At 73.5% G+C, this 24,300-nt stretch carries 20 protein-coding genes; 16 read left to right on the plus strand and 4 right to left on the minus strand.

Going from position 1 to position 24,300, the window contains the following annotated elements; all coding sequences use genetic code 11:
* Positions 1 to 116: 116 nt before the first annotated feature.
* The 6 genes from IE248_RS05820 (at position 117) to IE248_RS05845 (ending at position 6,202) form a co-directional block, all read left to right on the plus strand.
* Complete coding sequence (locus IE248_RS05820; RefSeq protein WP_229895145.1) at positions 117 to 815, plus strand: DUF6215 domain-containing protein; 699 nt, start codon at positions 117 to 119, stop codon at positions 813 to 815.
* Between the two features lie 148 nt (positions 816 to 963).
* Positions 964 to 1,803: an arylamine N-acetyltransferase family protein gene (locus IE248_RS05825; protein ID WP_190030104.1), complete on the plus strand. Its 840-nt coding sequence runs from the start codon at positions 964 to 966 to the stop codon at positions 1,801 to 1,803.
* Positions 1,804 to 1,835: 32 nt separating this feature from the next.
* Positions 1,836 to 2,441 carry a YdbC family protein gene (locus IE248_RS05830; protein WP_073777226.1) on the plus strand — a complete coding sequence of 202 codons (606 nt, stop codon included), beginning with the start codon at positions 1,836 to 1,838 and terminating at the stop codon, positions 2,439 to 2,441.
* Positions 2,442 to 2,521: 80 nt separating this feature from the next.
* Positions 2,522 to 3,181 (plus strand): histidine phosphatase family protein, encoded by a 660-nt coding sequence (locus tag IE248_RS05835; RefSeq protein ID WP_037798251.1) that lies wholly within the window; start codon positions 2,522 to 2,524, stop codon positions 3,179 to 3,181.
* Between the two features lie 11 nt (positions 3,182 to 3,192).
* Positions 3,193 to 4,110 (plus strand): ADP-ribosylglycohydrolase family protein, encoded by a 918-nt coding sequence (locus IE248_RS05840; protein WP_037798254.1) that lies wholly within the window; start codon positions 3,193 to 3,195, stop codon positions 4,108 to 4,110.
* A gap of 223 nt (positions 4,111 to 4,333) precedes the next feature.
* Positions 4,334 to 6,202, plus strand: coding sequence for a DUF4153 domain-containing protein (locus tag IE248_RS05845; RefSeq protein WP_434093860.1), 1,869 nt, complete (start codon positions 4,334 to 4,336; stop codon positions 6,200 to 6,202).
* Between the two features lie 68 nt (positions 6,203 to 6,270).
* Here the strand turns inward: IE248_RS05845 and IE248_RS05850 are convergent, their stop codons facing one another.
* A complete protein-coding gene (locus tag IE248_RS05850; RefSeq protein WP_373301473.1) occupies positions 6,271 to 7,824 on the minus strand; it encodes an MFS transporter in 1,554 nt (517 codons plus the stop codon).
* Positions 7,825 to 7,964: 140 nt separating this feature from the next.
* On the opposite strand from IE248_RS05850, the gene IE248_RS05855 reads away from it, so the two are divergent.
* From IE248_RS05855 to IE248_RS05865, 3 genes are all read left to right on the plus strand, one after another.
* Complete coding sequence (locus tag IE248_RS05855; protein ID WP_100583325.1) at positions 7,965 to 8,579, plus strand: TetR/AcrR family transcriptional regulator; 615 nt, start codon at positions 7,965 to 7,967, stop codon at positions 8,577 to 8,579.
* Positions 8,580 to 8,672: 93 nt separating this feature from the next.
* Positions 8,673 to 9,383 carry a ribonuclease HII gene (gene rnhB / locus IE248_RS05860; RefSeq protein ID WP_037798261.1) on the plus strand — a complete coding sequence of 237 codons (711 nt, stop codon included), beginning with the start codon at positions 8,673 to 8,675 and terminating at the stop codon, positions 9,381 to 9,383.
* A gap of 59 nt (positions 9,384 to 9,442) precedes the next feature.
* Complete coding sequence (locus IE248_RS05865; RefSeq protein ID WP_037798264.1) at positions 9,443 to 10,087, plus strand: hypothetical protein; 645 nt, start codon at positions 9,443 to 9,445, stop codon at positions 10,085 to 10,087.
* A gap of 285 nt (positions 10,088 to 10,372) precedes the next feature.
* On the opposite strand, the gene IE248_RS05870 is transcribed toward IE248_RS05865, so the two are convergent.
* Positions 10,373 to 11,002, minus strand: a complete 630-nt coding sequence (locus tag IE248_RS05870; protein ID WP_037798266.1) for a hypothetical protein — start codon at positions 11,000 to 11,002, stop codon at positions 10,373 to 10,375.
* Between the two features lie 214 nt (positions 11,003 to 11,216).
* On the minus strand, positions 11,217 to 13,376 hold the full coding sequence (locus IE248_RS05875) for a RecQ family ATP-dependent DNA helicase (RefSeq protein ID WP_190030106.1): 2,160 nt from the start codon (positions 13,374 to 13,376) through the stop codon (positions 11,217 to 11,219).
* 123 nt (positions 13,377 to 13,499) lie between these two features.
* Between IE248_RS05875 and IE248_RS05880 the strand changes: the two genes are divergently transcribed.
* The 7 genes from IE248_RS05880 (at position 13,500) to IE248_RS05910 (ending at position 23,926) form a co-directional block, all read left to right on the plus strand.
* Positions 13,500 to 14,780, plus strand: coding sequence for a DUF4192 domain-containing protein (locus IE248_RS05880; RefSeq protein ID WP_190030107.1), 1,281 nt, complete (start codon positions 13,500 to 13,502; stop codon positions 14,778 to 14,780).
* A gap of 221 nt (positions 14,781 to 15,001) precedes the next feature.
* Complete coding sequence (locus tag IE248_RS05885; RefSeq protein WP_100583328.1) at positions 15,002 to 16,972, plus strand: glycogen debranching N-terminal domain-containing protein; 1,971 nt, start codon at positions 15,002 to 15,004, stop codon at positions 16,970 to 16,972.
* 123 nt (positions 16,973 to 17,095) lie between these two features.
* Entirely contained in the window at positions 17,096 to 17,842 is a 747-nt protein-coding gene (locus IE248_RS05890; RefSeq protein WP_008743806.1) for an NUDIX hydrolase, read from the plus strand.
* Between the two features lie 131 nt (positions 17,843 to 17,973).
* Positions 17,974 to 19,755, plus strand: coding sequence for an ATP-binding cassette domain-containing protein (locus IE248_RS05895; RefSeq protein WP_190030108.1), 1,782 nt, complete (start codon positions 17,974 to 17,976; stop codon positions 19,753 to 19,755).
* A gap of 151 nt (positions 19,756 to 19,906) precedes the next feature.
* Positions 19,907 to 20,848, plus strand: coding sequence for a FadR/GntR family transcriptional regulator (locus IE248_RS05900; RefSeq protein WP_073777204.1), 942 nt, complete (start codon positions 19,907 to 19,909; stop codon positions 20,846 to 20,848).
* A gap of 480 nt (positions 20,849 to 21,328) precedes the next feature.
* Entirely contained in the window at positions 21,329 to 22,900 is a 1,572-nt protein-coding gene (locus tag IE248_RS05905) for an RNA polymerase sigma factor (protein WP_268254021.1), read from the plus strand.
* A 108-nt stretch (positions 22,901 to 23,008) separates the two neighbouring features.
* Positions 23,009 to 23,926: a serine protease gene (locus tag IE248_RS05910; RefSeq protein WP_047960722.1), complete on the plus strand. Its 918-nt coding sequence runs from the start codon at positions 23,009 to 23,011 to the stop codon at positions 23,924 to 23,926.
* 128 nt (positions 23,927 to 24,054) lie between these two features.
* On the opposite strand, the gene IE248_RS05915 is transcribed toward IE248_RS05910, so the two are convergent.
* Positions 24,055 to 24,288, minus strand: a complete 234-nt coding sequence (locus tag IE248_RS05915; RefSeq protein WP_008743800.1) for a DUF7455 domain-containing protein — start codon at positions 24,286 to 24,288, stop codon at positions 24,055 to 24,057.
* Between the last annotated feature and the right edge of the window lie 12 nt (positions 24,289 to 24,300).

Below are 24,300 nucleotides of genomic sequence, written 5' to 3' on the forward strand. Positions count from 1 at the left end.
GGGCCGGTCCCCGCTCCGGCGTCTGCCCGGGTCACCGCCGCCGGGCAAAAGGCCTTGTGCCTGCGGGGACGGCTCCGGCACGCTCACCTGCGACGAGAACGGCAGGGGTGGGGGACGTGGCAGACGGTTTCGCCGGATCCAAGAAGGAAATGAACGTGGGGGCCCAGGCGGTCGCGGCGGTGGTGGCGGTCGGGGGCGTCCTGGGGGGCGCGTGGGGGCTGGGGGAATTCTTCGAGCTGGGGCACTCGCCCGAGGACGTCAAACCGGCCGTCTGCTCGACCACGAAGGACGAGCTGCCCGCGGAATACGCCTCCGGGGCGAAGCTGTGCGCGGCCCTGAACCGCCCCGACCTGCCGGCGCTCCTCGGAACGCCCGCGGAGCAGCCGCTGAACGCCACGGGCAACGGGAGGTGGATCACCTTCGGCAGCGGCGTCAAGATCGCCGCATCCGAGGCGAAGGTCCAGCTGAAGACCCACACCGTGCAGGTTTCGGCGTCCTACGACGACCTCCCGGTCGACCAGGCGGTCGAGGTCCTGGGCGTGACCGCCCAACAGCAGACGGTCCTGGGGCACCCGGCCGTCGTCTACTCGTACCCGACCATCGCCATCACCTTTGACTTCGGCAACGGCAAGACCGGCAGCGGGCCCGGCGGCATCGCCCGCCACGTCATGGTCGCCGCCGACGCGAAGGGCGGCGGCGGGACCTCCTTCGACGTGGTCGTCTGGCGTGAGGACGGCACGCTGCCCGATGACATGGCGCTGCTCCGCGTCGCCGAGCAGGTGCTGCCGACGGTCCCGGGGTGGAGCGCCGGCTGATGGAGGGGGCGCCGGCCGGCCTGGGGCCCGCCGGGCGGGGCACAGGGTGGGCGGGAAAGCCGGTTGGAGAGGGAGGTCTTCGAGCCGATCATGGTGGGCAGCGGGACGCTTGAGCACCCGCGGTCGTGTGAGCGGGAGCGGGGGAGACATGTGGAGCGGTGACGAGCTGGATCTGGACGCCTATCTGGCGCGGATCGGGTACGACGGACCCGTCGGGGACGACGGGGAACTCAAGGCGGACCTCGCGACGTTGTACGCGGTGCACCGGGCGCACACCGCCGCCATCACCTTCGAGAGCCTGGACGTCCTGCTCGGCCGCCCCGTCGCTCTGGACATCGAGGCCCTTCAGGACAAGATCGTGCAGGGCCGTCGCGGCGGCTACTGCTACGAGCAGAACTCGCTGCTGGCCGCCGCCCTGGAGCGGATCGGCTTCGAGGTCTCCGGGCGCGGTGCCCGCAACCGCACCCGAGGGGACACCCTGCTGGCGGTGACGCACGCCGTCCTCGTCGTCACCGTCGACGGTGAACCCTGGCTGTGCGATGCCGGGTTCGGATATCTGGGGCCGCGCGAGCCCGTCCCGCTGGCGCGCCCCGGGGCCGAAATCCGGCAGGGGGCATGGACGTACACCGTCCGCGAGGAGGACGGCGGTGTCCTCGCGCTGTGCCTGCGGCGCGAGGGAACCTGGCGCGAGCTGTACGCGTTCTCCCCGCAGCACTACCACCCCGTCGACTACGTGGTGCTGAACCACTACAGCTCCTCGCACCCCCGCTCCGCCTTCATCGGGCAGGTCATCGTCCAGCTCCCGGGCGACGCCGTCCGGCTGGCCCTCGTCGGGCGGGAACTCACCCGCCTGTACCCCGACGGGCGCACGGAACGGCAGCCGGTGGAGCCCGGCGAACTGGTGCCACTGCTCGCCCGGGAGTTCGGGCTTCGGCTGTCCGAGCGGGATGCGGCGGAACTGGTCCTGATCAACCGCGCCGAGGACTGACCGGGGCAGCGTCGGGCCCGTACGATGGCGCGGTGCTGGTCAAGTGGATTCGCTGCACGGTGACGGACCGACGCGGCTTCGAGCGCGGGCAGCGCAAATGGGCGGGGCTTCCCGGCGAGCCGGGATTCCGGGGGCAGGGCGGTGGCTGGAGCCGAGGGCGACAGGGGGTGGCGCATGTCTTCACGTTCTGGGAGAGCCGTTCCTTCTACGACTCCTTCATGGCGCGCTCGCACGACCGGCTGGCCGCTTCCCAGAACGGCACCTACACCGCGATGCGGGTCACCCTCTTTGATCACCGCTTCGACGTGAAGACGGGCTTCGAGCCGCGCTTCACCGACGCCGACGTGGTGCGCGTCGCACACACCCGGGTACGGGAGGGGCGCGTGGACCACTTCGCCCACATGCAGGAGAAGGTGTGGAACCCGGCCATGGCGGGCTCGCCCGGCATGATCCGCGGCCTCTTCGGGGAGGCCCCCGGCCGGGAGTTCCTCGTCCTGTCGATGTGGCGCGCGGCCGCCGAGCACGGCAAGTACCGTCCGGAGCGGGTCGAACGCCTCTCGCTGCGCGCCCAGACCGAAGCCGACGTGGAGGCCCTCACGGGTGACGTCGTCGACCTCGAACCGTCCTGGACGGTATGACCGTACGACGGTAGGCGCCGAGCCGGCCCGACCGGCGTGCCCGGGTGTTCGCTCCACCGGGTGCCGCATAGGGTCGGGGAATGGCACGACCACGGCGCATCGTCCTCGTCCGACACGGGGAATCGGAGGGCAACCTCGATGACACGGTGTACGAGCGGGAGCCCGACCACGCCCTGCGCCTGACCCCGGCCGGGCGCGCGCAGGCCGCCGAGACCGGCGTACGGCTGCGCGAGCTGTTCGGCGACGAGACCATCAGCGCGTACCTCTCCCCCTACCGCCGGACCCTGCAGACCTTCCGGGAACTGCGCCTGGACCCGGTGCGCGTCCGGGCGCGCGAGGAGCCCAGGCTGCGCGAACAGGACTGGGGAAACTGGCAGGACCGCGACGACGTCCGGCTCCAGAAGGCCTACCGCGACGCCTACGGCCACTTCTTCTACCGGTTCGCGCAGGGTGAGTCGGGAGCGGACGTGTACGACCGGGTCGGTTCCTTCCTGGAGAGCCTCTACCGCAGTTTCGAGGCACCGGACCACCCGGAGAACGTGCTGCTGGTGACGCACGGGCTGACGATGCGGCTGTTCTGCATGCGCTGGTTCCACTGGTCGGTGGCCGAGTTCGAGGCATTGTCCAACCCGGGGAACGGCGAGTACCGGGTGCTGCTGCGGGGGCCGGACGGCCGGTACCGGATGGACCGCCCGTTTGAGCGCTGGACCACACCCGAGCCTTATGACCTGGACGGCTAGAGTGACGCGGGATGACCTCTGACTCCTCTTCCGAAAGGCGCTACGCACGCGCCATGGCCAGCCTCCGAGGGCTGGCTCTGGGTGACGCCCTGGGCTCCCAGTACTTCGTCCCCGTCAACTACCCCCTGCTCAAGCGCCGCGAGGTGCCGGCGGGCAACGACACCTGGCAGTGGACCGACGACACCGAGATGGCCTGCTCGGTCGTGGCCGTCCTCGCCGAACACGGCCGCGTCGACCAGGACGCCCTCGCGCTCTCCTTCGCCCACCACCACGACTTCGACCGCGGCTACGGCCCTGCCGTGAACCGCATGCTCCGCCTGGTCCGCGAGGGCGCGGACTGGCGCACGCTGGCGGCCGAACTCTTCAACGGGCAGGGCTCGTGGGGCAACGGCGCCGCCATGCGGATCGCGCCGCTCGGCGCCTGGTACGCCGATGACCCCGAGCAGGCGACCCACCAGGCGGAGATCTCCGCCTACACCACGCACCAGCACCGCGAGGCGGTGTGCGGGGCGATGGCCGTCGCCGCCGCGGCCGCGCTGGCGGCGAACCCGGAGGGCCCGCCGGCCGCCGCCGACCTGCTGGACGGGGTCATCGCCCTGGTGCCGCGCAGCGCGGTGGGCGCCGGGCTGCGGCGGGCGCGGGACATGCTGGACTACGGCGACGCGACGACGGTCGCGGCGGTCCTGGGCTGTGGGCGCCGCACCAGCGCCCACGACACCGTGCCGTTCGCCCTGTGGTCGGCGGCGCGCTCGCTCGACGACTACGAGCGGGCGTTCTGGACGACCGCGCAGGTGGGCGGGGACGTCGACACGACCTGCGCCATCGTCGGCGGGGTGCTGGGGGCGCGCGGGGAGGCGGTGCTGCCGGAGGCCTGGCTGGCCCGCACCGAGACGCTGCCGGCCTGGCTGCCGGAGTCCGCGCGGCGCTGACACCTCGGCGCTGACGCCACGCCCGGGCCGGGGCGCCGTACCCGGCTCTGGTTTGTCACGGTCCTGCCACAGGGGTCCCGTGCGGCTGGCCAAAGCCGCACGTCACAGGCCTACCCTGTCCGCTTCGCCGCCTCCAGTGGAACCAGTGGGGCGGCCGACAGGGGAGGGGAACCCGATGTCAGAGAACGCCGATGAGGTGGACTCCGGGGCGGCCGAGGGGGCTGTGGCCGGAGGGGCTGCCGTTCAGGGGTCTGCGGCTCGGGGGGCTGGGGCTCAAGGGCCTGCGGCCCAGGGGTTTGCGGCCCAGGGATCTGGGGCTCAGGGGGCCGCGGCCGAACCGGCGAAGCCGGGCTCGGCGGCACCGGCCGGGTCCGGGGCGGGGGTTGCGGCGGGGGCCGGCGGCGGCGCGACCGCAACGCCGGTGACCGCTGCGGCGGCCGGGGGCGCGCACGCCGGGGCCGCTGCTTCCGCAGGTCCGGCCGGTGCCGGTGCCGGTTCTGGCGGGCCGGTCGGGGGTGGCCCTGCGGGCGGCTTCGACGCCTCCGCGTGGCAAGCCCGGCAGGCGCTGATCCAGCAGCAGCGCGCCCGGGCCGCCGCGCCCGCGGCCTGGGCGGTACGGATCCGCCCCGTCGAGGCGGCCCCGATCCGGACCGCCACGCTCATCGCCGCTGTGCTCGCCGGCCTCGCCGCCGCCCTGTTGCTGGGCGACGGTATGGGCCCCGGCCTGCTGGTCGCCGTACTGCCCGCGATCGCCGCCGCCTACTTCGCCGCCCGCGCCGCCGGCCGCAAGGCCCGCCCGTGGACCGTGGTGTGGGCCGTCGGCTGCGTGGCCCTGCTCGTCGTGCCGGCGCTGCGCGACTCCGCCTGGCCCGCCACGCTGGCGATCCTCTCCGCCGTCTCCCTCGCCTCGCTCGCCCTGCACGGCGTCCGGACCTGGCCCGGCGTGCTGTTCAGCCCGTTCGGCTTCGTCGACTCCGCCGTCAACGGCGTCGGCTGGGCCTGGACCGGCCTGCGCTCCCGCAGCGGCGGGCTCAGCCGGGACCGCTGGCTGCCCGTCGCCAAGGCGGCCGCCGTGGCCCTCGGCCTGCTCGTGGTCTTCGGCACCCTGTTCGCCTCCGCCGACGCCGCGTTCGCCGACCTGCTCGGCGATCTGACGCCCGAGGTCTCCGTCGGCGACGGGCCGGTCCGGATCCTGCTGTTCGTCCTCGGCGCCGTCCTCGCGCTCGCCGCCGCCCGCACCACGGCGGCCCCGCTGCGCTGGGACCGGCTCCGGATCGCCCCCGGCAGGGCGCGCTCCCGCCTCGAATGGGCGCTTCCGCTGGTCGTCCTCAACCTGCTGTTCGCCGGATTCAACGCCGTGCAGCTGGCCGTCCTGTTCGGCGGCTACGACAAGGTCCTCAAGAGCACCGGCCACCGGAGCTACGCCGAGTACGCCCAGCAGGGCTTCTGGCAGCTCCTCTGGGCCACCCTGCTCACCCTCGTCGTGATCGCGCTCGCCCTGCGCTGGGCACCGCGCGGCGGAGCCGGAGACCGCCGCTTCGTACGCGCCGTCCTCGGCACCCTGTGCGCGCTGACCCTGGTCGTGGTCGCCTCCGCGCTGCGCCGGATGGACTTCTACGTGGACGCGTACGGGCTGACCCGGCTGCGGGTGTCGGTGGCCGCCATGGAGCTGTGGCTCGGGCTGGTCCTCGTACTGATCATGGCTGCCGGGGTGTTCGGCGCCCGCTGGCTGCCCCGCGCGGTCGCGGGCAGCGCGGCGGCGGCCGTACTGGCCTTCGGGCTGCTGTCCCCGGACGGCATGGTCGCCGAGCGGAACGTGACCCGCTTCCAGCAGGACGCCAAGATCGACCTCGCCTACTTCCAGTCCCTTTCGGCGGACGCCGCCCCCGCCCTAGACAGGCTGCCCGAGCCGCAGCGCTCGTGCGCCCTGCGGGGGATCAACGACGAGCTGGCCGAGGCCGGCGACGTGCCCTGGTACGCCATGAGCCTCGGCGAGTACCGGGCCCGGAAGATCCTGCGCGAGCGCCCGCTGAAGGCCTCGTACGAGGACTGCTCGCGCCTCGGTACGTTCGGCAGCCGCGTCGAACCGTAAGCTCCGGGGGATTTCCGTACGGGGCCGGGTGCGCGGGATCGTTTCCCCACGCACCCGGCCCCGTACGTTCAGGCGGCCGGACCCGCCTTCGCGGCGACCCCGCCCAGGGCGTCCAGGTCGCTCTTGCGCACCCGGATCATCAGCACGGCGGTGGCCAGGGCGAGGCCCGCCATGGCGACGGCCGCGATGAACGCGGTGGAGATGCCCTGGGTCAGCACGTGGTCGCCCCAGGGGTCGGGCAGCCGCCCGGTCTCCTTGAACGCGGCCAGCTGACCCGGGTCGGCCCGGGCCATGAACGCGGGCACCTGCCGCTCGGCGTCGTGGCGCGAGGCCGAGCCGAAGACGGTGACCAGGATGGACAGCCCCAGCGAACCACCGACCTGCTGGCTGGCGTTGAGCAGCCCCGAGGCCGCGCCCGCCTCCTGCGGCGCCACGCCCGAGACGGCGGTCAGGGTGAGGGTCACGAAGTTGAGGCCCATGCCGAAGCCGAACAGCAGCATCGGGCCGAGCACCCCGGACAGGTAGGAACTGCCGGTGGTGATGAAGGTCAGCCAGGTCAGCCCGGCGCCGGTGAGGGCGGCTCCGGTGACCATGAACGGCTTGGGCCCGAAGCGCGGCAGGAAGCGCTGCGAGAGCCCGGCCGCCGTGATGATCGCGGCGGTCACGGGGAGGAAGCCGAGTCCGGACCGGATCGGGGAGAAACCCAGCACGTTCTGTATGAACTGGACGATGAAGAAGAACATGCCGAACATCGCGGCCGCGAGCCCCAGCATGATCAGGTAGGTGCCGGCCCGATTGCGGTCGGCGAACATCCGCAGCGGAATGATCGGTTCCTGGGCCTTGGCCTCGACGGCGACGAACAGGCCGAGCAGGACGAGGGCCGCGGCGAAGGAACCGATGGTGAGGGGGTCGCGCCAGCCGTCTTCGGAGGCGCGGATGAAGCCGTAGACGAGCGAGGCCATGCCGCCGGTGGAGGTGAGAGCTCCGGCGATGTCGAAGTGGCCGGGGTGACGTTCGGACTCGCTGATGTAGAGGGGGGCGAGGACCGCGATCAGTACGCCGATCGGCACGTTGACGAAGAGGACCCAGCGCCAGTCGAGCCACTCGGTCAGCATCCCGCCCGTCAGTAGTCCGATCGCGCCGCCGCCCGCGGAGACCGCGGCGAACACCCCGAAGGCCCGGTTCCGCTCGGGCCCTTCGGCGAAGGTGGTGGTGATCAGGGCCAGTGAGGTCGGCGAGGCGATGGCCCCGCCGACGCCCTGGAGGGCGCGGGCCGCGAGCAGCTGCCAGGGCTCCTGGGCGAAGCCGCCGAGGAGGGAGGCCAGGGTGAAGAGCAGGATGCCGGTCATGAAGACGCGGCGCCGGCCCAGGATGTCGCCGGCGCGGCCGCCCAGCAGCAGCAGACCGCCGAAGGTCAGGGTGTACGCGCTCAGCACCCAGGACAGGTCGGTGGTGGAGAAGGAGAGGGCGGTCTGGATGCGCGGGAGTGCGATGTTCACGATCGTCGCGTCGAGGACGACCATCAGCTGGCACGCGGCGATGACGAGGAGTGCCATTCCGGAGCGGCCCTCGCGGAGGGCCGCGCCGGGTATCGGGGACGTGGCGAGTTGCGAGCTTGTCACTGAGGATCCCCCCAAAGTGAAATAGTGAACGCATCCGTTCACTGAAGGACCAAAGTAGGAGCCAGCCTTAGTGAACGCAAGCGTTCACTAAGGCTGAAAACGCGTGCGGGGGACGCACGTGCGGGTCGGAGGTGTGGGTGATGGTGGATTCGCGCTCGTCGGTGGCGTCGCCGGAGGTGTCACCGGGGCGCAGACGGGGCCCCGAACTCGAACGGGCGATTCTCGACGCCGCTTTGGAGCAGCTGGGCACGGTCGGCTGGAACGCGCTCACCATGGAGGGCGTCGCGGCCGGCGCGCAGACCGGCAAGGCGGCGCTCTACCGGCGCTGGGGCTCGAAGGCGGACCTCGTGGCCGAGGTGCTGCGCACCCGGCTGCCCCCGATCGGTGAGATCCCCGATTCCGGATCGATCCGCGAGGAGCTCCGGGAGCTGTGTGTGCGGATGCGCGGCGCCATGGACACCCGGGCCGGTCAGGCCCTGCGTGCGGTTCTTCACGAATGCGACCACACGGATGCGGACCGGTTCCGCGAGGTCATCCGGGACGGGTTGCACAAGCCCGCTCACCGTCTGATCGAAGAGCTCATCCGGCGCGGAATCAGGCGGGGCGATGTCCGGCCGGATGCGGACAGTCCGCTGGTCTCCGACGTCATTCCGGCGATGCTGATGTATCGCATGAAAATGTGCGGCAGTGAATGGCGGGACGCGGAGATCGCTGAATTGATCGATCACGTGATGGTGCCGCTGCTCCGCGTCTGACCCGGCCCCGGGATGTGGGCGCCGATCCGCTCGCGGGCTTGCCCGGGGCCGGGGTGTGCAGGCGGCGCGCGGCGGCGTAACCTTGCTGGCGCCATGCCGTACGAAGCACCCACCCACACCGTCGAACGCTCCCTCCGTGCAACCACCGGCGCCAAGGTCATCGCCGGGGTCGACGAAGTCGGACGAGGGGCCTGGGCCGGTCCCGTCACCGTGTGCGCGGCGATCACCGGTCTGCGCCGGCCGCCCGCAGGACTCACCGACTCCAAACTGCTCACCCCGAAGCGGCGTGATGCGCTCCTCGACGTCCTGGAGGACTGGGTCACGGCGCACGCCCTGGGGCACGCCTCCCCGGAGGAGATCGACGAGCTGGGCATGACGGCCGCCCTGCGCCTCGCGGCGGTGCGCGCCCTGGAGGCGCTTCCGGTGCGGCCCGACGCGGTGATCCTCGACGGCAAGCACGACTACCTCGGGGGATCCTGGCGGGTCCGCACGGTGATCAAGGGCGACCAGTCCTGCGTCGCCGTCGCCGCCGCCTCGGTGATCGCCAAGGTCCGGCGCGACCGGATGATGGCGGACATAGGCGAACAGGGCGGCGGGATCGAGGACTTCGCGTTCGCCGCCAATGCCGGATACCCCTCGCCCGTGCACCGGGCCGCTCTGGAGCAACTGGGGCCCACCCCGTACCACCGGCTCTCGTGGTCGTACCTCGACGCGCTGCCGCAATGGCGGCACTTGAAGAAGGTGCGGCGCAGCGAGGAAGCGATGGAGCTGGAAAACGGAGGCCAACTCGGCTTCGATTTCTGATCGCACGCACGTGCCACCCACCGGTACGTTTCGTACCGGTGTTTGATAGACATCAACTCATGCCTCTCACCCCCGCCATCGAGGAGCCTCAGATTCACGAGAGTGCCCAGGGTCCCCGCGTCACGCCGGCCGCGAGCCGCACCGCGCAGACCCCCCGCCCCGTACCTGGTCCGCGTCCCGCCGCCGTACCCCGGCCCGGACGCCCCGGTCCCGCCCGGCCCGCCCCGCCCGCGCAGCGCGCGCCGCAGGCCGCCGCCCCCGGACCCGTTCCCGCAGCTCCCGCTGCCCCCACCACTCCGTCCGTCTCGGCGTCGGTGCCGCAGGTCCAGCTGATCCCTGCCTCCGCTGAGGGCGCGCTGGACGCGGCCGAGGAGGCCGTTGACCTGCTGCTCGACACCGGGCGCGCGCCCGGCGACATCCTGGTTCTGACCACCGGCGACCCGCACCCGTGGGCCGCGCACGAGCTGTCCTTCGGCGAGGAGTCCTACTGGGCTCAGCACGACGCCCGGGACGACGTCTTCTACGCGGACGCGGCGCAGGTCCAGCGTGCCGCCGGCCGTCCCGTCGTGGTGTTCGCGGCCAACGGCGGACCGCTCGATGCCGCTGCCGGCGCTCTGCCGGTCGCGCTCGCGCGGGCCGGTGCGCTCCTGATCGTGTGCGGCGACGCGCAGCAGATCAACTCCGTGCTGGGCGCGGGCGTCTGACGCCCCGTGTCCCGGCGCGGGCGAGGGGCGGGGCGGGCCAGGTGCCGGCCCCGCTGAAGTCCGAGGCCTGACCCGCCGTACGCCCGGTTCCGGGTGTGCGGCTGTTCGGCCTGCCCGCGGTGACGTGTCCGTACGCCCGTCCGCGCAAGCCCGCGTGCCCGGGACTGTGCCGGTGCGGGACTGCCGGCGCGCGGCCGCGGCCGTACGGGGCCTGCGCCGCGGTCTGCCGACGGCCCGGCGCGCTGTCGCTCGGCTGTCGATGAGCGGCGTGCTGCCGTCAGGTGCTCAGCGCGCGGCGGTCCGGCGCAGGGCCTCGGTCGCGCTGCCGCCGGTGCGCAGGGTCAGGGGCGCGAGGTCGGTCGTGATGTCACCGAGGCGCTCGGGCCGCGAGTCCGAACTGGGCCGTCTGCCGCCCCGGCCTTCGCCGAGCACCTGCCAGCCGCCGCGGGTCAGCGTGATGTACGCGCCGCAGCGCAGCCCGTGCAGGGTGCAGGCGTCGCGCAGCCCCCACATCCAGGCCCCGTCCTCCTCGGTCCACCGCTCGTCGCCCTCGCGGCAGTAGAGCAGCACCGCCGTCCGCACCGGGGTCCGGCGCCGCAGGTCGTGCGGGATCACCCGGCGCAGCCGGGACAGCAGCGCGTTGCGGTACTCCCAGCCGTCGGCCGAGGCGGAGCGCTGGACGAACGAGGCGCTCGCCACGAGCTGTTCCTCGGGGTCGAGGACGGCGATGACCGCCGTGGACGGCACCGGGCTGTGGCGGGAATGCAGCCCGCTGACGACCTCACGCGGATTGCGCAGCAGCGGTACCCCCGCCGCGGTCCACTCGGCGGGTTCGAGCAGACGGCCGTGGCGGCTGGAGCCACCGGTGGCCGTGATCAGGGACGTGGTCGAGGGCGGGGCGAATCCGAAGGTCACGGTCCTCCCTTCGGGTACGCCCGTCGAACGGGCACGGCTGGGCAGAGGGCGCGCCGCGGCGCGGCCCTAAAGAGTGCCGTCGAGCCGAACGGGAGCTCTCCGATTCTCGCGTGGCCCGCGATGATGCGGCAACGAGCAATTGGCGCCGCCGACCGGAATTCGCCGGTATGCCTCTCATATCCTTGCCCCGTCACCCCCCGGATGACGCATGCGGCTACGGCTGGAGCGCGAGTACCAGGGGAAACACCTCCTTCGCGCCTGCCCGCCGCAGCAGTCGGGCGGCCACCGCGAGGGTCCAGCCGCTCTCCGCGCGGTCGTCCACGAGGAGCACCGGACCCGCCGCCCCGGCGAGTGCCTCCGCGAGCGCCGGGGGCACGGTCAGGGCCTGGTGGAGGCCTCGTACCCGCTGGGCGCTGTTGGATGAGGGCAGGCCGAACTCCGGAGCCTGATCCGTGTAGGCGATGGTGCCGAGCAACGGCATCCGCCCGACCTCCGCGATCCGCGCGGCGAGCGAGCCCACCAGCTGCGGCCGGCCGCGGGAGGGCAGGGCCACCACACCGACGGGACGGGCGGGTGCGTCCGGGGCTCCGGAGGCCCAGCCGCCCGGACCGCGGGCCCAGTCCGCGAGGACGGCGACCACGGCCTGCGCGACGTCGTCCGGAATCGGCTGATCGGGCGCCTGCGGGGCGAGCATCGGGCGCAGCCGGTTGCCCCAGCCGATGTCGGACAGCCGGCCCAGCGCCCGGCCGGCCGAGGACTGTTCACCCGCCGGGATCCGCCCCTTGAGGTCCACGCCGACGGCGGCGAGTCCCGTCGGCCACATCTTGCGCGGCTCCAGCTCCACGCCGGGGCGGCCGAGTTCGCCGCGCGCGGTGTCCAGCGCGGTGCCGGAGACGGCCGCGGTGAACCGGGCGCCGGCGCAGTTGTCGCAGCGGCCGCAGGGCACGGCCTCCTCGTCGTCGAGCTGGCGGCGCAGGAACTCCATCCGGCAGCCGGTCGAGGCCGCGTAGTCGCGCATCGCCTGCTGTTCGGCGGCCCGCTGCCGGGCCACCCAGGCGTAACGCTCCGCGTCGTACACCCACGGCTCGCCCGTGGCGGTCCAGCCGCCCTTGACCCGGTGCACGGCGCCGTCCACGTCGAGGACCTTGAGCATGGTCTCCAGGCGGGTGCGCCGCAGGTCGACCAGGGGTTCCAGGGCGGGCAGCGACAGCGGCCGGCCCGCGGCCGCCAGGACGTCGAGGGTCCGCCGCACCTGCTGCTCCGGGGGGAAGGCCACCGAGGCGAAGTACTGCCAGATCGCCTCGTCCTCCCGGCCCGGGAGCAGCAGTACCTCCGCGTGCTCCACGCCGCGGCCGGCGCGGCCCACCTGCTGGTAGTAGGCGATGGGGGAGGAGGGCGAGCCCAGGTGCACCACGAAGCCGAGGTCGGGCTTGTCGAAGCCCATGCCCAGGGCCGAGGTGGCCACCAGCGCCTTCACCCGGTTCGCCTGGAGGTCGTTCTCGGCCTGCTCGCGGTCGGCGTTCTCGGTCTTGCCGGTGTACGAGGACACCGTGTGCCCGCGGTGGCGGAGGTAGGCGGTGACCTCCTCGGCGGCGGCCACGGTCAGCGTGTAGATGATGCCGGAGCCGGGGAGCTCGCCCAGGTGGTCGGCGAGCCAGGCGAGGCGGTGCGCCGCGTCGGGCAGGGGGAGGACCGCCAGGCTCAGGCTCTCCCGGTCCAGCGGGCCGCGCAGCACCAGCGCGTCCGTCCCGGCGCCGGTACCGAGCTGCTCGGCGACATCGGCGGTCACCCGGGCGTTGGCCGTGGCGGTCGTCGCCAGCACCGGGACGCCCGGCGGGAGGTCGGCCAGCATCGTGCGCAGCCGCCGGTAGTCGGGGCGGAAGTCGTGCCCCCAGTCGGAGATGCAGTGGGCCTCATCCACCACGAGCAGGCCGGTGGCCGCGGAGAGCTTGGGCAGCACCTGGTCGCGGAAATCGGGGTTGTTCAGCCGCTCGGGACTCACGAGCAGGACGTCGACCTCGCCGGCGGCGACCTCGGCCTGGATGCCCTCCCACTCCTCGGGGTTGGCGGAGTTGATGGTGCGGGCGCGGATGCCGGCGCGCGCCGCCGCCTCGACCTGGTTGCGCATCAGAGCGAGCAGCGGGGAGACGATCACGGTGGGGCCCGCGCCGCTCGCCCGCAGCAGCGAGGTGGCGACGAAGTACACGGCAGACTTGCCCCAGCCCGTGCGCTGGACGACCAGCGCGCGGCGCTTGTCCGCGACGAGGGCTTCGATCGCCCGCCACTGGTCCTCGCGCAGCCGAGCGGTGCCCGTCGGATCGCCCACCAGACGGGCGAGTACGGAATCGGCTGAGGACCTCAGGTCTGCGTTCATGCCCCCATGCAACCTGATGGCTCCGACATCGCGCCAATGGCGCCCTGAACCTGTGGATATTGAAAGTTGAATGAGTTATCCACAGGGGTTTCCGGAACGGATCAGGCACGGGACCTTCGAGGCATGACGAACGAGAACGAACCGCGCACCCCGTCCAGCCAGGCTCCCACCAGCCCCGCCGGATCCACCGCCGGACCGCAGATCACCCTGCGCACCCCGGCCGAACTCGCCGACGCGCTGCCGTACATGCTCGGCTTCCACCCGACCGACTCCCTCGTCATGGTCGCCGTGCACGGCGAGGGCGGGCGCTTCGGCGGCCGGCTCCGCGTCGGCATCCCCACGACACCCGCCGAATGGGAGGACACCGCCCGCCAGGTCGCCGAGACCCTGGTCCGGGGCAGCGAGCGGCGCGGCGCCAAGCCCGACGGCATCGTCGTCTTCCTCTGCCAAGACCCCCGGAAGGGCGAGAGCGGGCAGCGCGTGATGACCCGGCTGCGGCCGCTCGCCCAGCGGGTCCGGCTGGCCTGCGGCGCGCTGGACGTGCCCGTGCTGGAGGCCCTGTGCCTCTCCGACGGCCGCTATTGGTCCTACACCTGCCCCGAAGCGCACTGCTGCCCGGCCGAGGGGCATCCGCTCGTCGCGCCCGGCACCTCGGTCATGGCCGCCGCTGCCACCTTCGCAGGCCTGCAGGTCAGGGGCTCCCTCAGCGAGATCGAGGGCCGCCTGACCCCGCTGGGCGGGGCACTGGCCAAGGAGCAGGAGCCGGCCCTGGACCGGGCGGCCGCCGCCCTCGTCCCGAAGATCCTCGACGGGGCGACCCGGGAGGAGGTCGGCGCCGAGACCATCACCCTCGCCCAGACCCTGATGCGGCGCCTGGCCCTCGCCCCGCCCCCGGAGGGCGGGCCCGGCACCGACGCGTGGGACGACGCGCTGCTCGGCCACGACGAGGCCGCGTCCGTGATCCTCGGCCTCCAGGACCGCGAGATCCGCGACATCGCCGCCGAGTGGATGGAGAACGAGGAGGCCGCTCCCGCCCTGCGCCTGTGGCGCGCCCTGGCCCGGCGCTGCGTCGGTGCCTACGGGGAGCACGCGGCGGCCCCGCTCACCCTCGCCGGCTGGGTCTGCTGGTCCACCGGCGACGAACCGACCGCCCGCATCGCCCTCGCGCTGGCCCTGCGCGCGGACGCCGACTACCGCTTCGCCCAGCTGCTCCACCACGCCTGCAACGAGGGCATCGACCCCGAGGGGCTGCGGGAGTGCCTGCGCGCGGAGCGGCGGCGCAGGGAGCCCCGCCGCAAGCGCCAGGCGGCCACCACCCGCCCGCCGGGGCGCCGGGAGCGGCCGGCGCGCCTGGCCCGTCCGATCCTGCGCGACAAGCGCCGCACCTCGGGGAGCGACCGGTGAGCCGGGGACAGGGCAGTCGCGCACGCCTGTTCCGGACCGCCGCGCACCGGCTCAGGACCGCCGCGGGCTGCGCCGTACGGCGCAGGCATCACCCCCGACGCGCCCAGCCACCGCCGCGGCCCGTGACCCGGGCGGGGTCGGGGGCGTTCAGCTGGGGGGTGGTGGGGGACCGGCCGTGCCGCCGCCCCGCGAAACCGACCGGAGCGCAGACAAGGCGACCTATGTCTCACCCCGTACCTCCCGCCCGCAGGCCCGAGCTGCCTCCCGTGCACGGCGCCGTCATCTGCGTTGCCGCGCCCGGCCTGGTCATCTCGCCCGAACACGGCCAGCTGACGGGGCAGGGAATCGACGGGATCTACCGCGCCGGCCGCAGGCTGCTCAGCCGCTGCGTGCTGCGCGTCGGCGGCCGCGACCCGATCGCCGTCCAGGGGCGCAGCCTCGGCGCCGACCGGGCCGGCTTCACCGCCACCGTCCGCACCGGCGCGGAGGCGGGGCCCGACCCGGACATCGGCGTGGAGCGGATCCGGCACGCGGACGGCACCGAGCGGATCACCCTGCGCAGCTTCGCGGCCCGCCCGGTACGCCTGCCCGTGGAGATCTCGCTCGGCACCGACCTCGCCGAACTGGCGGCGGTGGCCGCCGGTCGGAGCGGCCCCGAGCTGCCCGCCGGGGTGCATGCCGCCGGCCTGCGCTGGAGCACCGGAGAGGCCCAGGCCGTCACCGCTGCCGAGCCCGCCCCGGACGACGCGCTGGCCTCGGCCGGACTGCTGCGCTGGCAGCTGGAGCTGGGCCCCGGCGAGTCCCGCACCATCGAACTGCGGACCACGCAGGACCGCATCACGCGGGCCCCGGCCGGGCAGGTCATCAACCCGCTGGCCGACGCCCGGGCCGAGGGCGACGACCCGAGAGCCGAGGCCTGGTTCCGGACCAGTGTCGAAGACCTGCGCGCACTGCTGCTGAGGGACCCCGAGGAGCCGGGAGACGCATTCGTGGCCGCCGGGGTGCCCTGGCGACTCGGACTCGCCCCGGCCGAATCCCTGTGGGCGGCCAGGATGGCGCTGCCGCTCGGCACCGGGCTCGCCGCCGCCACCCTGCGCACCCTGGCCCGGACCCAGGGCGCCGGGCCCGGCCCCGAGAGCGGGAAGATCCCCGGGCCACTGCGCGGCGCGGGCCCGCAGCTGCCGCCGGGGTGCACCGGGACGGAGGCCACCCTCGCCTTCCCGGCCGTACTCGCCGAGGCCCGGCGCTGGGGGATGCCCGAAGCCGAGGTGGCCCGGCTGCTCCCGGCCGCGGAGCGGTGCCTGGACTGGCTGCGCGGCGCCCTCGGGGAGGACGGCTTCCTGGCCGACCCGGACCCGGGGCCGCGGCGCTGCGAGACCCAGGCCCACGCCCACCGCGCCGCGCTGCTCGGCGCCGACCTGCTCGCCGGCTGCGGGCGCCCCGGGGCCGGCGAGTGGCAGGAGTGGGCGGCAGCGCTGCGGGAGAGGTTCCGCGACCGCTTCTGGATCGACGGCCCGGACGGCGGCCGGCCCGCCGCCGCCCTGCATCCCGACGGGCGGCCCCTGCCCCGGCTGACCGGGGCCGCCGCGCACCTGCTCGACACCGGGCTGCTGGGCGGCGGCCGGCTCGCCCCGGGCCTGCTGGACCCGGTCCGCACCGAGCAGCTCGCCCGGCTGCTCGGCGCCCCGGCCATGGATTCGGGGTGGGGGCTGCGGAGCATGGCGACCCGGGAGCCCGGGCACAACCCCTTCGGCCACCGTTCGGGCGCGGTGCGGGCGTACGAGAGCGCCGTCGCCGTCGCGGGCCTCGCCCAGGCGGGCTTCGAGAAGGAGGCCGCCGGCCTGCTCCGGGGCCTGCTGGACGCGGCCGAGACCTTCGGCTACCGGCTCCCGGAGATGTATGCCGCCGAGCAGCGCACCGCGGGCAGCGCGCCCCTGCCGCATCCGGCGGCCTGCCGGCCCGCGGCGGTGGCCGCGGCCGCAGGGATCCATGCGCTGGCCGCCCTCGCCGGAATCCGCCCCGACGCCCCGGAGGGGACGGTGGCGCTGGCTCCGCTCCCGGGCGCCCCCCTCGGCGCCATCCGGCTGTCCGGCCTGCGGGTATCCGGGGAACCCTTCGCCGTCAGGGTCAGCCGGCTCGGCCTCGGAATGGTGGAGGAGGCCGCCGATGTGCTGCAACTGTGCGGCCGCTGACACCCCTTCGAGGCGGCCGGGGTTCCTCGGCCGCGCCCGGAAGACGGCCGCCGGATTCCGGATCGTCGTCGCCGGGATCGGGAAAGCTCTGTTTATCGTCAGGCAGACGACTATGATCGCGGCATGTCGCCCTACGACCCGTCGGCCTTTCCGCCCTTCGCCGTCACCGTCGACCTGGTCGTGCTCACCGTGCGGCGCCACGCGCTCTGCGCGCTGGTCGTCCGCCGGGGTGAGCAGCCGTTCCAGGGACGCTGGGCGCTGCCCGGCGGATTCGTCCGCGGTGACGAGGACCTGGCGGCCGCCGCGGCCCGCGAACTCGCCGAGGAAACCGGGCTGTGCGCCCACGACCCGGCCGACCCCGGCCTGGGCAACGGAGCGCATCTCGAACAGCTCGCCACCTACGGCGACCCGAAGCGGGACCCCCGGATGCGCGTGGTCAGCGTGGCGCACCTGGTGCTGGCTCCGGACCTGCCCGCGCCCCGGGCCGGCGGGGACGCCAACAGCGCGCGCTGGGCCCCCGTCGACGAACTGCTCCCGGTCGGTGACCCGGCGTCCGAAGGGCTCGCCTTCGACCACGCCACGATCCTCGCCGACGGTGTGGAGCGGGCCCGCTCGAAGATCGAGTACTCCTCGCTGGCCACCGCCTTCTGCCCGCCCGAGTTCACCGTCGGAGAGCTGCGCCGGGTGTACGAGGCCGTCTGGGGCGTGGCCCTCGACCCGCGCAACTTCCACCGCAAGGTCACCGGGACCCCCGGGTTCCTGGTCCCGGCCGGGGGGACGACGACCCGTCAGGGCGGGCGACCGGCCCAGCTGTTCCGGGCGGGCGGGGCCACCCTGCTCAACCCGCCGATGCTGCGTCCGGAAGTCTGAGGCCCCGGCCGCCGGGAACACGCCCTCGGCGCCACCCCGGAGCGGCTCCGTAGAAAATCGGACATATCGCGTTATCTTGTTTGCGGTACTCACCCTGCCGCAGAGCGGTCTCACCCCCCGCGAGAGAAGCGATGCTCCAGGCCATCGGACTCACCAGCACACCCCGCCCCGACCTCCCGCCCCTCGTGGACGACCTCACCTTCGAGGCCCGCCCCGGGTGCGTGACCGCCCTGCTCGGCGAGCCGGGCTCGGGCAAGACCACCGCGCTGCGGCTCATGCTCGAACTCGAACCGGGCCGAGGGGTCACCTACTTCCGCGGCCGCCCGCTGCACCGGATCCCGCACCCGAGCCGTGAGGTCGGCGTCCTGCTCGGCGACGTCCCCGGCAACGCGTCCCGGACCGTGCGCAACCAGCTGCGGATGCTCTGCGCCGCCTCCGGGGTGCCGGCCTCCCGGGCCGACACCCTGTTGGAAGTCGTCGGCATCGCGGGCCTGCGCGACCACCGCCTCGGGTCGCTCTCGCTCGGCATGGAACGCCGGGTCGCCCTCGCCGCCGCGCTGCTCGCCGACCCCTGCACCCTGCTCCTCGACGAGCCCACCGCCGGGATCTCCCCACGCGAGGCCGCCTGGCTGCACGGACTGCTGCGCGGTCACGCCTCCCTCGGCGGCGCCGTCCTCTTCACCACCGCCGACGCGAAGGAAGCCGCACGCAGCGCCGACCGGGTCGTCTCCATCGAGTCGGGCCGGCTCGTCGCCGACCAGGACGCCGCGGACTTCGCCCGCACCCGGCTGCGCCCACGCGTCGCCGTGCGCACCCCGCACGCGGCCCGGCTCGCCGACGTACTGGGCCGTGAAGCCCGCGCCGCCCAGCGCGCGGTGGAGATCGTCGAGGAGAGCGGCAGCCGCCTGTCGGTGTACGGCAGCAACTGCGCCGAAGTGGGCGAAGTCGCCTTCCGCAACGGTGTGCTGGTCCATCAGCTCGCCGATGAGACGGGCGACTGCGGAGCGCCTGCACCGCCGGTGCCGCAGGCGCGTACCGAGGCGGGGACCGCGGCCGCGCCCGACACGGTGCCGGGCGAGGCCCCCGAGGGCGGGCCCCGGTACGCCCGTCCCGAACGGCCCGCCTCCACCGTCCGCCGGGTCGGCGGTCCGCTGCGCCCGCTGCGCTACGAACTGTGCCGGGTCTTCGGAACCGCCACCCCCGTCCTGACCGCGGCGCTGGTCGTCGCCGCCTCCGCGCTCACCGCCCTGGTCCTCGCCCGGACCGGCCACGCCCCGCAAGGCCGGCTGCTCGCCGCCTGGCCCGAGGTGTTGCCGCTGCCGCCCGCCGCCCTCGGCGCCGGACTGCTCGGAGCCCTGGCCTTCGGCGAGGAGTACCGCTACCCCGCGCTCGCCGCCGACCGCGGCACCGTCCCGCGCCGGATGGGGCTGCTCGCCTCCAAGCTGGGCGTCGCCGCCGTCCTCGCCCTGCTGCTGGGCGCGCTCGCGGTGGTCGCGGACGCCGCCGTCCTGAACCTCCTCTTCGGCGCCGGCGCGCTCGGCTCCCCGTCCGAGTGGGTTTCCCCGGCCGCCAGTTGGGCCGGACTGCTCATCGGCTGTGCCTGGGCCGGGGTACTGGCCTCCGGAGCCTTCCGCTCCGCGGCGGCGGGCCTGGCCGCCGTACTGGCCGTGCCGGTGATGGTCGTTCCGCTGGTGGGCAAGGCGCTGCACGGGCCGTCCCCGTACGCGACCAGTGAACTCGTCGCCCGGCTCCGCGGCCTGACCCGGGCGCAGTGGCCCCCGGAGGTGGACCGGCTGGTGCTCGGTGCCCTCCGGGTGATGGCCCAACCCGTGGGAACGGCGCTGGTGTTGTCGCTGATGGTCCTGTTGTGCGCCTATGGGTTCACAGGACTGCGCAGCCGCGTCCGTTGGTAACGGACCGTTGGTGATCGTTCCGACACCGGAGAGAGTGGCAACGGGACCGTTGAAGTCCGCATCGCCTGGCGCGGAACGTAACTCCCCGCAATTAGCCCGGTTCTTTACGATAAGTCGTCAATTGCGTAGGTAGCGGCGATCACCCTTTCGTGTGCTTTTCACCAAAGACCTCAAGGGTGATGGAGGTGAGGCCGACAAAGGATGCGTGAGTACCCTTGCGCACACCATGATGACCACCGCCCGCCATGCCGAATCCGGCCTCGCCGGTCCGGGCGAACTCGACCGCTACCCCTACGCGGAGACCCCCGGGTCAGACCGCGTCGCGGCGCCCCACTGGGACGGAGGCGACGTCGAGTTGAGCCGGGTCGGGCGCCGCGCGGCAGGCAGCCGTGGCCGCGGACTCCACGGCCAACTCGTCCAGCAGCTCGGCCAGATGATCGTCTCCGGCGACCTCGGCGCGGACCGTCCGCTGGTCCCCGAGGAGATCGGGCAGCGCTTCGAGGTGTCCCGTACGGTCGTCCGCGAATCGCTGCGGGTCCTGGAGGCCAAGGGCCTCGTCAGCGCCCGGCCCAACGTCGGCACCCGGGTCCGTCCGGTCGCCGACTGGAACCTGCTCGACCCCGACATCATCGAGTGGCGGGCCTTCGGCCCCCAGCGCGACGACCAGCGCCGCGAGCTCAACGAGCTCCGCTGGACCATCGAGCCGCTCGCCGCCCGCCTGGCCGCCGGCCACGGCCGCCCGGACATCCAGCAGCGCCTCGCCGACATGGTCGAGATCATGGGCCACGCCCTCGGCCAGGGCGACTCGATCACCTTCGCGCGCGCGGACAATGAGTTCCACGCGCTGCTCATCCAGGTCGCCGGGAACCGCATGCTGGAGCACCTCTCCGGCATCGTCTCCTCCGCCCTCCAGGTCTCGGGCAGCCCCGTCACCGCATGTGACCGCCCCAGCGAGACCTGCGTCGCGCACCACGCGCGGATGGTCGAGGCCCTCGCCGCCGGTGACGCGCTGGGAGCCGAGAACGCCATGCGCCAGCTCCTGACCGTGCATCCGGAGGTCGAGCGCGTGGTCCCCGCCCCGCGCGAGCACTGATCGGCGAAGGCGCGGGCGCATGGGGTGGCACCAGCCGCTGTCGCCGGGTCCCGGGTTCCGGGTACCCCCGGGCCGAACACTGAGGGTCACCGCCCGGCCGTGGCCGGGCGGGCCCCGGCGGCCCCGGTGGCCCCGGCGACACGACGGGTGCGCGGCCACGGGGCCGCCGCGCGAGCCCTCCGTACGGGGGTCGCTGCCGGGGCCCGGAAAGCCGCCCAGAACGCATGTATGACCGTATGACCGGCATGAGCGCAAACGGGGTGTGATTCGGGCCACGAAGATTGGGCGTAACGCTCCGCGACGTCACGCGATGACTTAGGTGGTGATGGCCGACGGAGGGAAGACAGCAGCCCTTGGGGGTGCTGTGCAGCTCCCCGGCCCCTGCCCGCGCCCCCGGCCCATCCCCAGTCGGTGTCGTCGGCTCCGGTCCAGCACCAGGCCGGGGTCGGAAGCCGTTTCCATCGTTCCGAGAGGTTGTTCGTGTCGGCCAGCACATCCCGTACGCTCCCGCCGGAGATCGCCGATTCCGAGTCTGTGATGGCGCTCATCGAGCGGGGCAAGGCCGAGGGGCAGATCGCCGGCGATGACGTGCGTCGGGCCTTCGAGGCTGACCAGATTCCTGCGACCCAGTGGAAGAATGTTCTGCGCAGCCTCAACCAGATCCTGGAGGAAGAGGGTGTGACGCTGATGGTCAGTGCCGCGGAGTCGCCCAAGCGCGCCCCCCGCAAGAGCGTCGCAGCGAAGAGCCCGGCCAAGCGGACGGCCACGAAGACCGTGGCGGCGAAGACGGCCGCGCCGCCCGCCCCGGCCGCCGCGGCCCCGGAGGCCGACCCGGCGGAACCGGACACGGCGGCCGCCCCGGCGGAAGAGCCCGGAACCGAAGCGCCCGCCAAGAAGACGGCCGCGAAGAAGACCACGGCCAAGAAGACCGCCGCGAAGAAGACCACCGCCAAGAAGACGGCGGCGAAGAAGACCGCGGCCAAGAAGGACGCCGACGAGGCCGGCGACGAGGAATCCGCCGAGGACGCGCCCGGCGCGGCCAAGGCCGAGGGCGAAGAAGAAGAGGAGGGCGGGGAGAGCAAGGGCTTCGTCATCTCCGACGACGAGGACGACGCCCCCGCCCAGCAGGTCGCCGTCGCCGGCGCCACCGCCGACCCGGTCAAGGACTACCTCAAGCAGATCGGCAAGGTGCCGCTCCTCAACGCCGAGCAGGAGGTCGAGCTCGCCAAGCGCATCGAGGCGGGCCTGTTCGCCGAGGACAAGCTGGCGAACTCCGACAAGCTCGCGCCCAAGCTCAAGCGCGAGCTGGAGATCATCGCCGAGGACGGCCGCCGCGCCAAGAACCACCTGCTGGAGGCCAACCTCCGCCTCGTGGTCTCCCTGGCCAAGCGCTACACCGGCCGCGGCATGCTCTTCCTGGACCTGATCCAGGAGGGCAACCTGGGTCTGATCCGCGCGGTCGAGAAGTTCGACTACACCAAGGGCTACAAGTTCTCCACCTACGCCACGTGGTGGATCCGCCAGGCGATCACCCGCGCCATGGCCGACCAGGCCCGCACCATCCGCATCCCGGTGCACATGGTCGAGGTCATCAACAAGCTCGCCCGCGTGCAGCGCCAGATGCTCCAGGACCTGGGCCGCGAGCCCACCCCGGAGGAGCTGGCCAAGGAACTCGACATGACCCCGGAGAAGGTCATCGAGGTCCAGAAGTACGGCCGCGAGCCGATCTCCCTCCACACCCCGCTCGGCGAGGACGGCGACAGCGAGTTCGGCGACCTGATCGAGGACTCCGAGGCGGTCGTCCCGGCCGACGCGGTCTCCTTCACCCTCCTCCAGGAACAGCTGCACTCGGTGCTCGACACCCTCAGTGAGCGCGAGGCGGGCGTGGTCTCGATGCGCTTCGGGCTCACCGACGGCCAGCCCAAGACCCTGGACGAGATCGGCAAGGTCTACGGCGTCACGCGTGAGCGCATCCGCCAGATCGAGTCCAAGACCATGTCGAAGCTGCGCCACCCGTCCCGCTCGCAGGTGCTGCGCGACTACCTCGACTGAGCACCTCCCGGCCCGAGGGCCGTACGCCGGTGGCCGTGCGCGGGTGCGCCCGGCCACCGGGCATCCCACTCTGGGTGGAGTCACACACACTCGGAGTCAGGAGCCCACATGCGTCTTCCCTTTGCCCGTGTTCTGGCGGGCGCGCTGACCCTGGTGGCAGGTGCGGCCGCCGCACCGCTCTCCCCGGCGCCGAGGGCCGCCGCCGACAGCGTCGTCATAGGCGGGAAGCCGGTCAAGGTCGCCGACACCCCGTGGGTCGTCGCGCTCGCCAGCCGTGACCGGTTCGGAGGTACGCGGGGCGGCCAGTTCTGCGGGGGCGTCATCGTCGCCCCGACCAAGGTGCTCACCGCCGCCCACTGCCTCGGGAGCCAGGTGCTCGGCGGCCCCGTCGAATCCCTCCCCGACTTCCGGGTGATCACCGGTCGTACGGAGCTGCGCGCGAGCGAGGGCCGGGAGATCGCGGTGCGCGGGGCCCGGGTGAACCCGGCGTACGACCCCGCGACCAACGCGGGGGACCTCGCCGTGCTGGTGCTGGAGGAGGCCGTTCCGGCGGACCACGTCATCCCCCTGGCCGGGGCCGGGCATCCCGGCTACGAGGTCGGGACGGAAGCGGCCGTGTACGGCTGGGGCGACACGAGCGGGTTCGGTGACTACGCGTACGGGCTGCGCGCCGCCGGGGTGACGGTGCTGGAGGACGAGGTCTGCGAGGCCGCCTACCCGGGGGACCGTGACGGGCGGTACCAGGCCGCCTCCATGGTGTGCGCCGGAGACCGCGACGGCGGCAAGGACGCCTGCCAGGGGGACAGTGGCGGCCCGCTGGTGGCCCGGGGCCGGCTCATCGGGCTGGTGTCCTGGGGGCGCGGCTGCGGGCGCGCGGACAGTCCCGGGGTCTACACGAGGATCGCTCCGCTGGCCGACTTCGTGAGCGCCGCTGAGACGGGCTCGCAGCGCAAGCCCGACCAGGACACCCTCCGGGGCGCCTCCGGGGCTTCTGGGGGCACTGCACGGCCCGCCACGAGGTCGTGAGGGGCGGCGGCCGGATCCTCGAACGGTCTCGAACATGAGGACGGGCGGTACCCCTGGGTCTCAGGGGTACCGCCCGTCGACCGGCCTGGCCGGTCCTGGCTCGTCGGATGCGAGGTGTAGGCCTTGTGTCAGCGGTCCTCGGTGTCGGCGTTTACAGCCGGAGCGGACGTAAGCCGCTCGGTCTCATCCTGTATTTCCGCGGCGATCTTCTTGAGTTCCGGCTCGAACTTGCGTCCGTGGTGGGCGCAGAAGAGCAGTTCACCGCCGCTCAGCAGGACGACGCGCAGATATGCCTGGGCGCCGCAACGGTCGCATCGGTCAGCGGCCGTCAGCGGGGTCGCGGGTGTCAGAACAGTAGTCACGTCGCCTCTTCT

Origin of the sequence: Streptomyces goshikiensis (assembly GCF_014650555.1) — a bacterium.
Classification (GTDB): Bacteria; Actinomycetota; Actinomycetes; order Streptomycetales; family Streptomycetaceae; genus Streptomyces; species Streptomyces goshikiensis.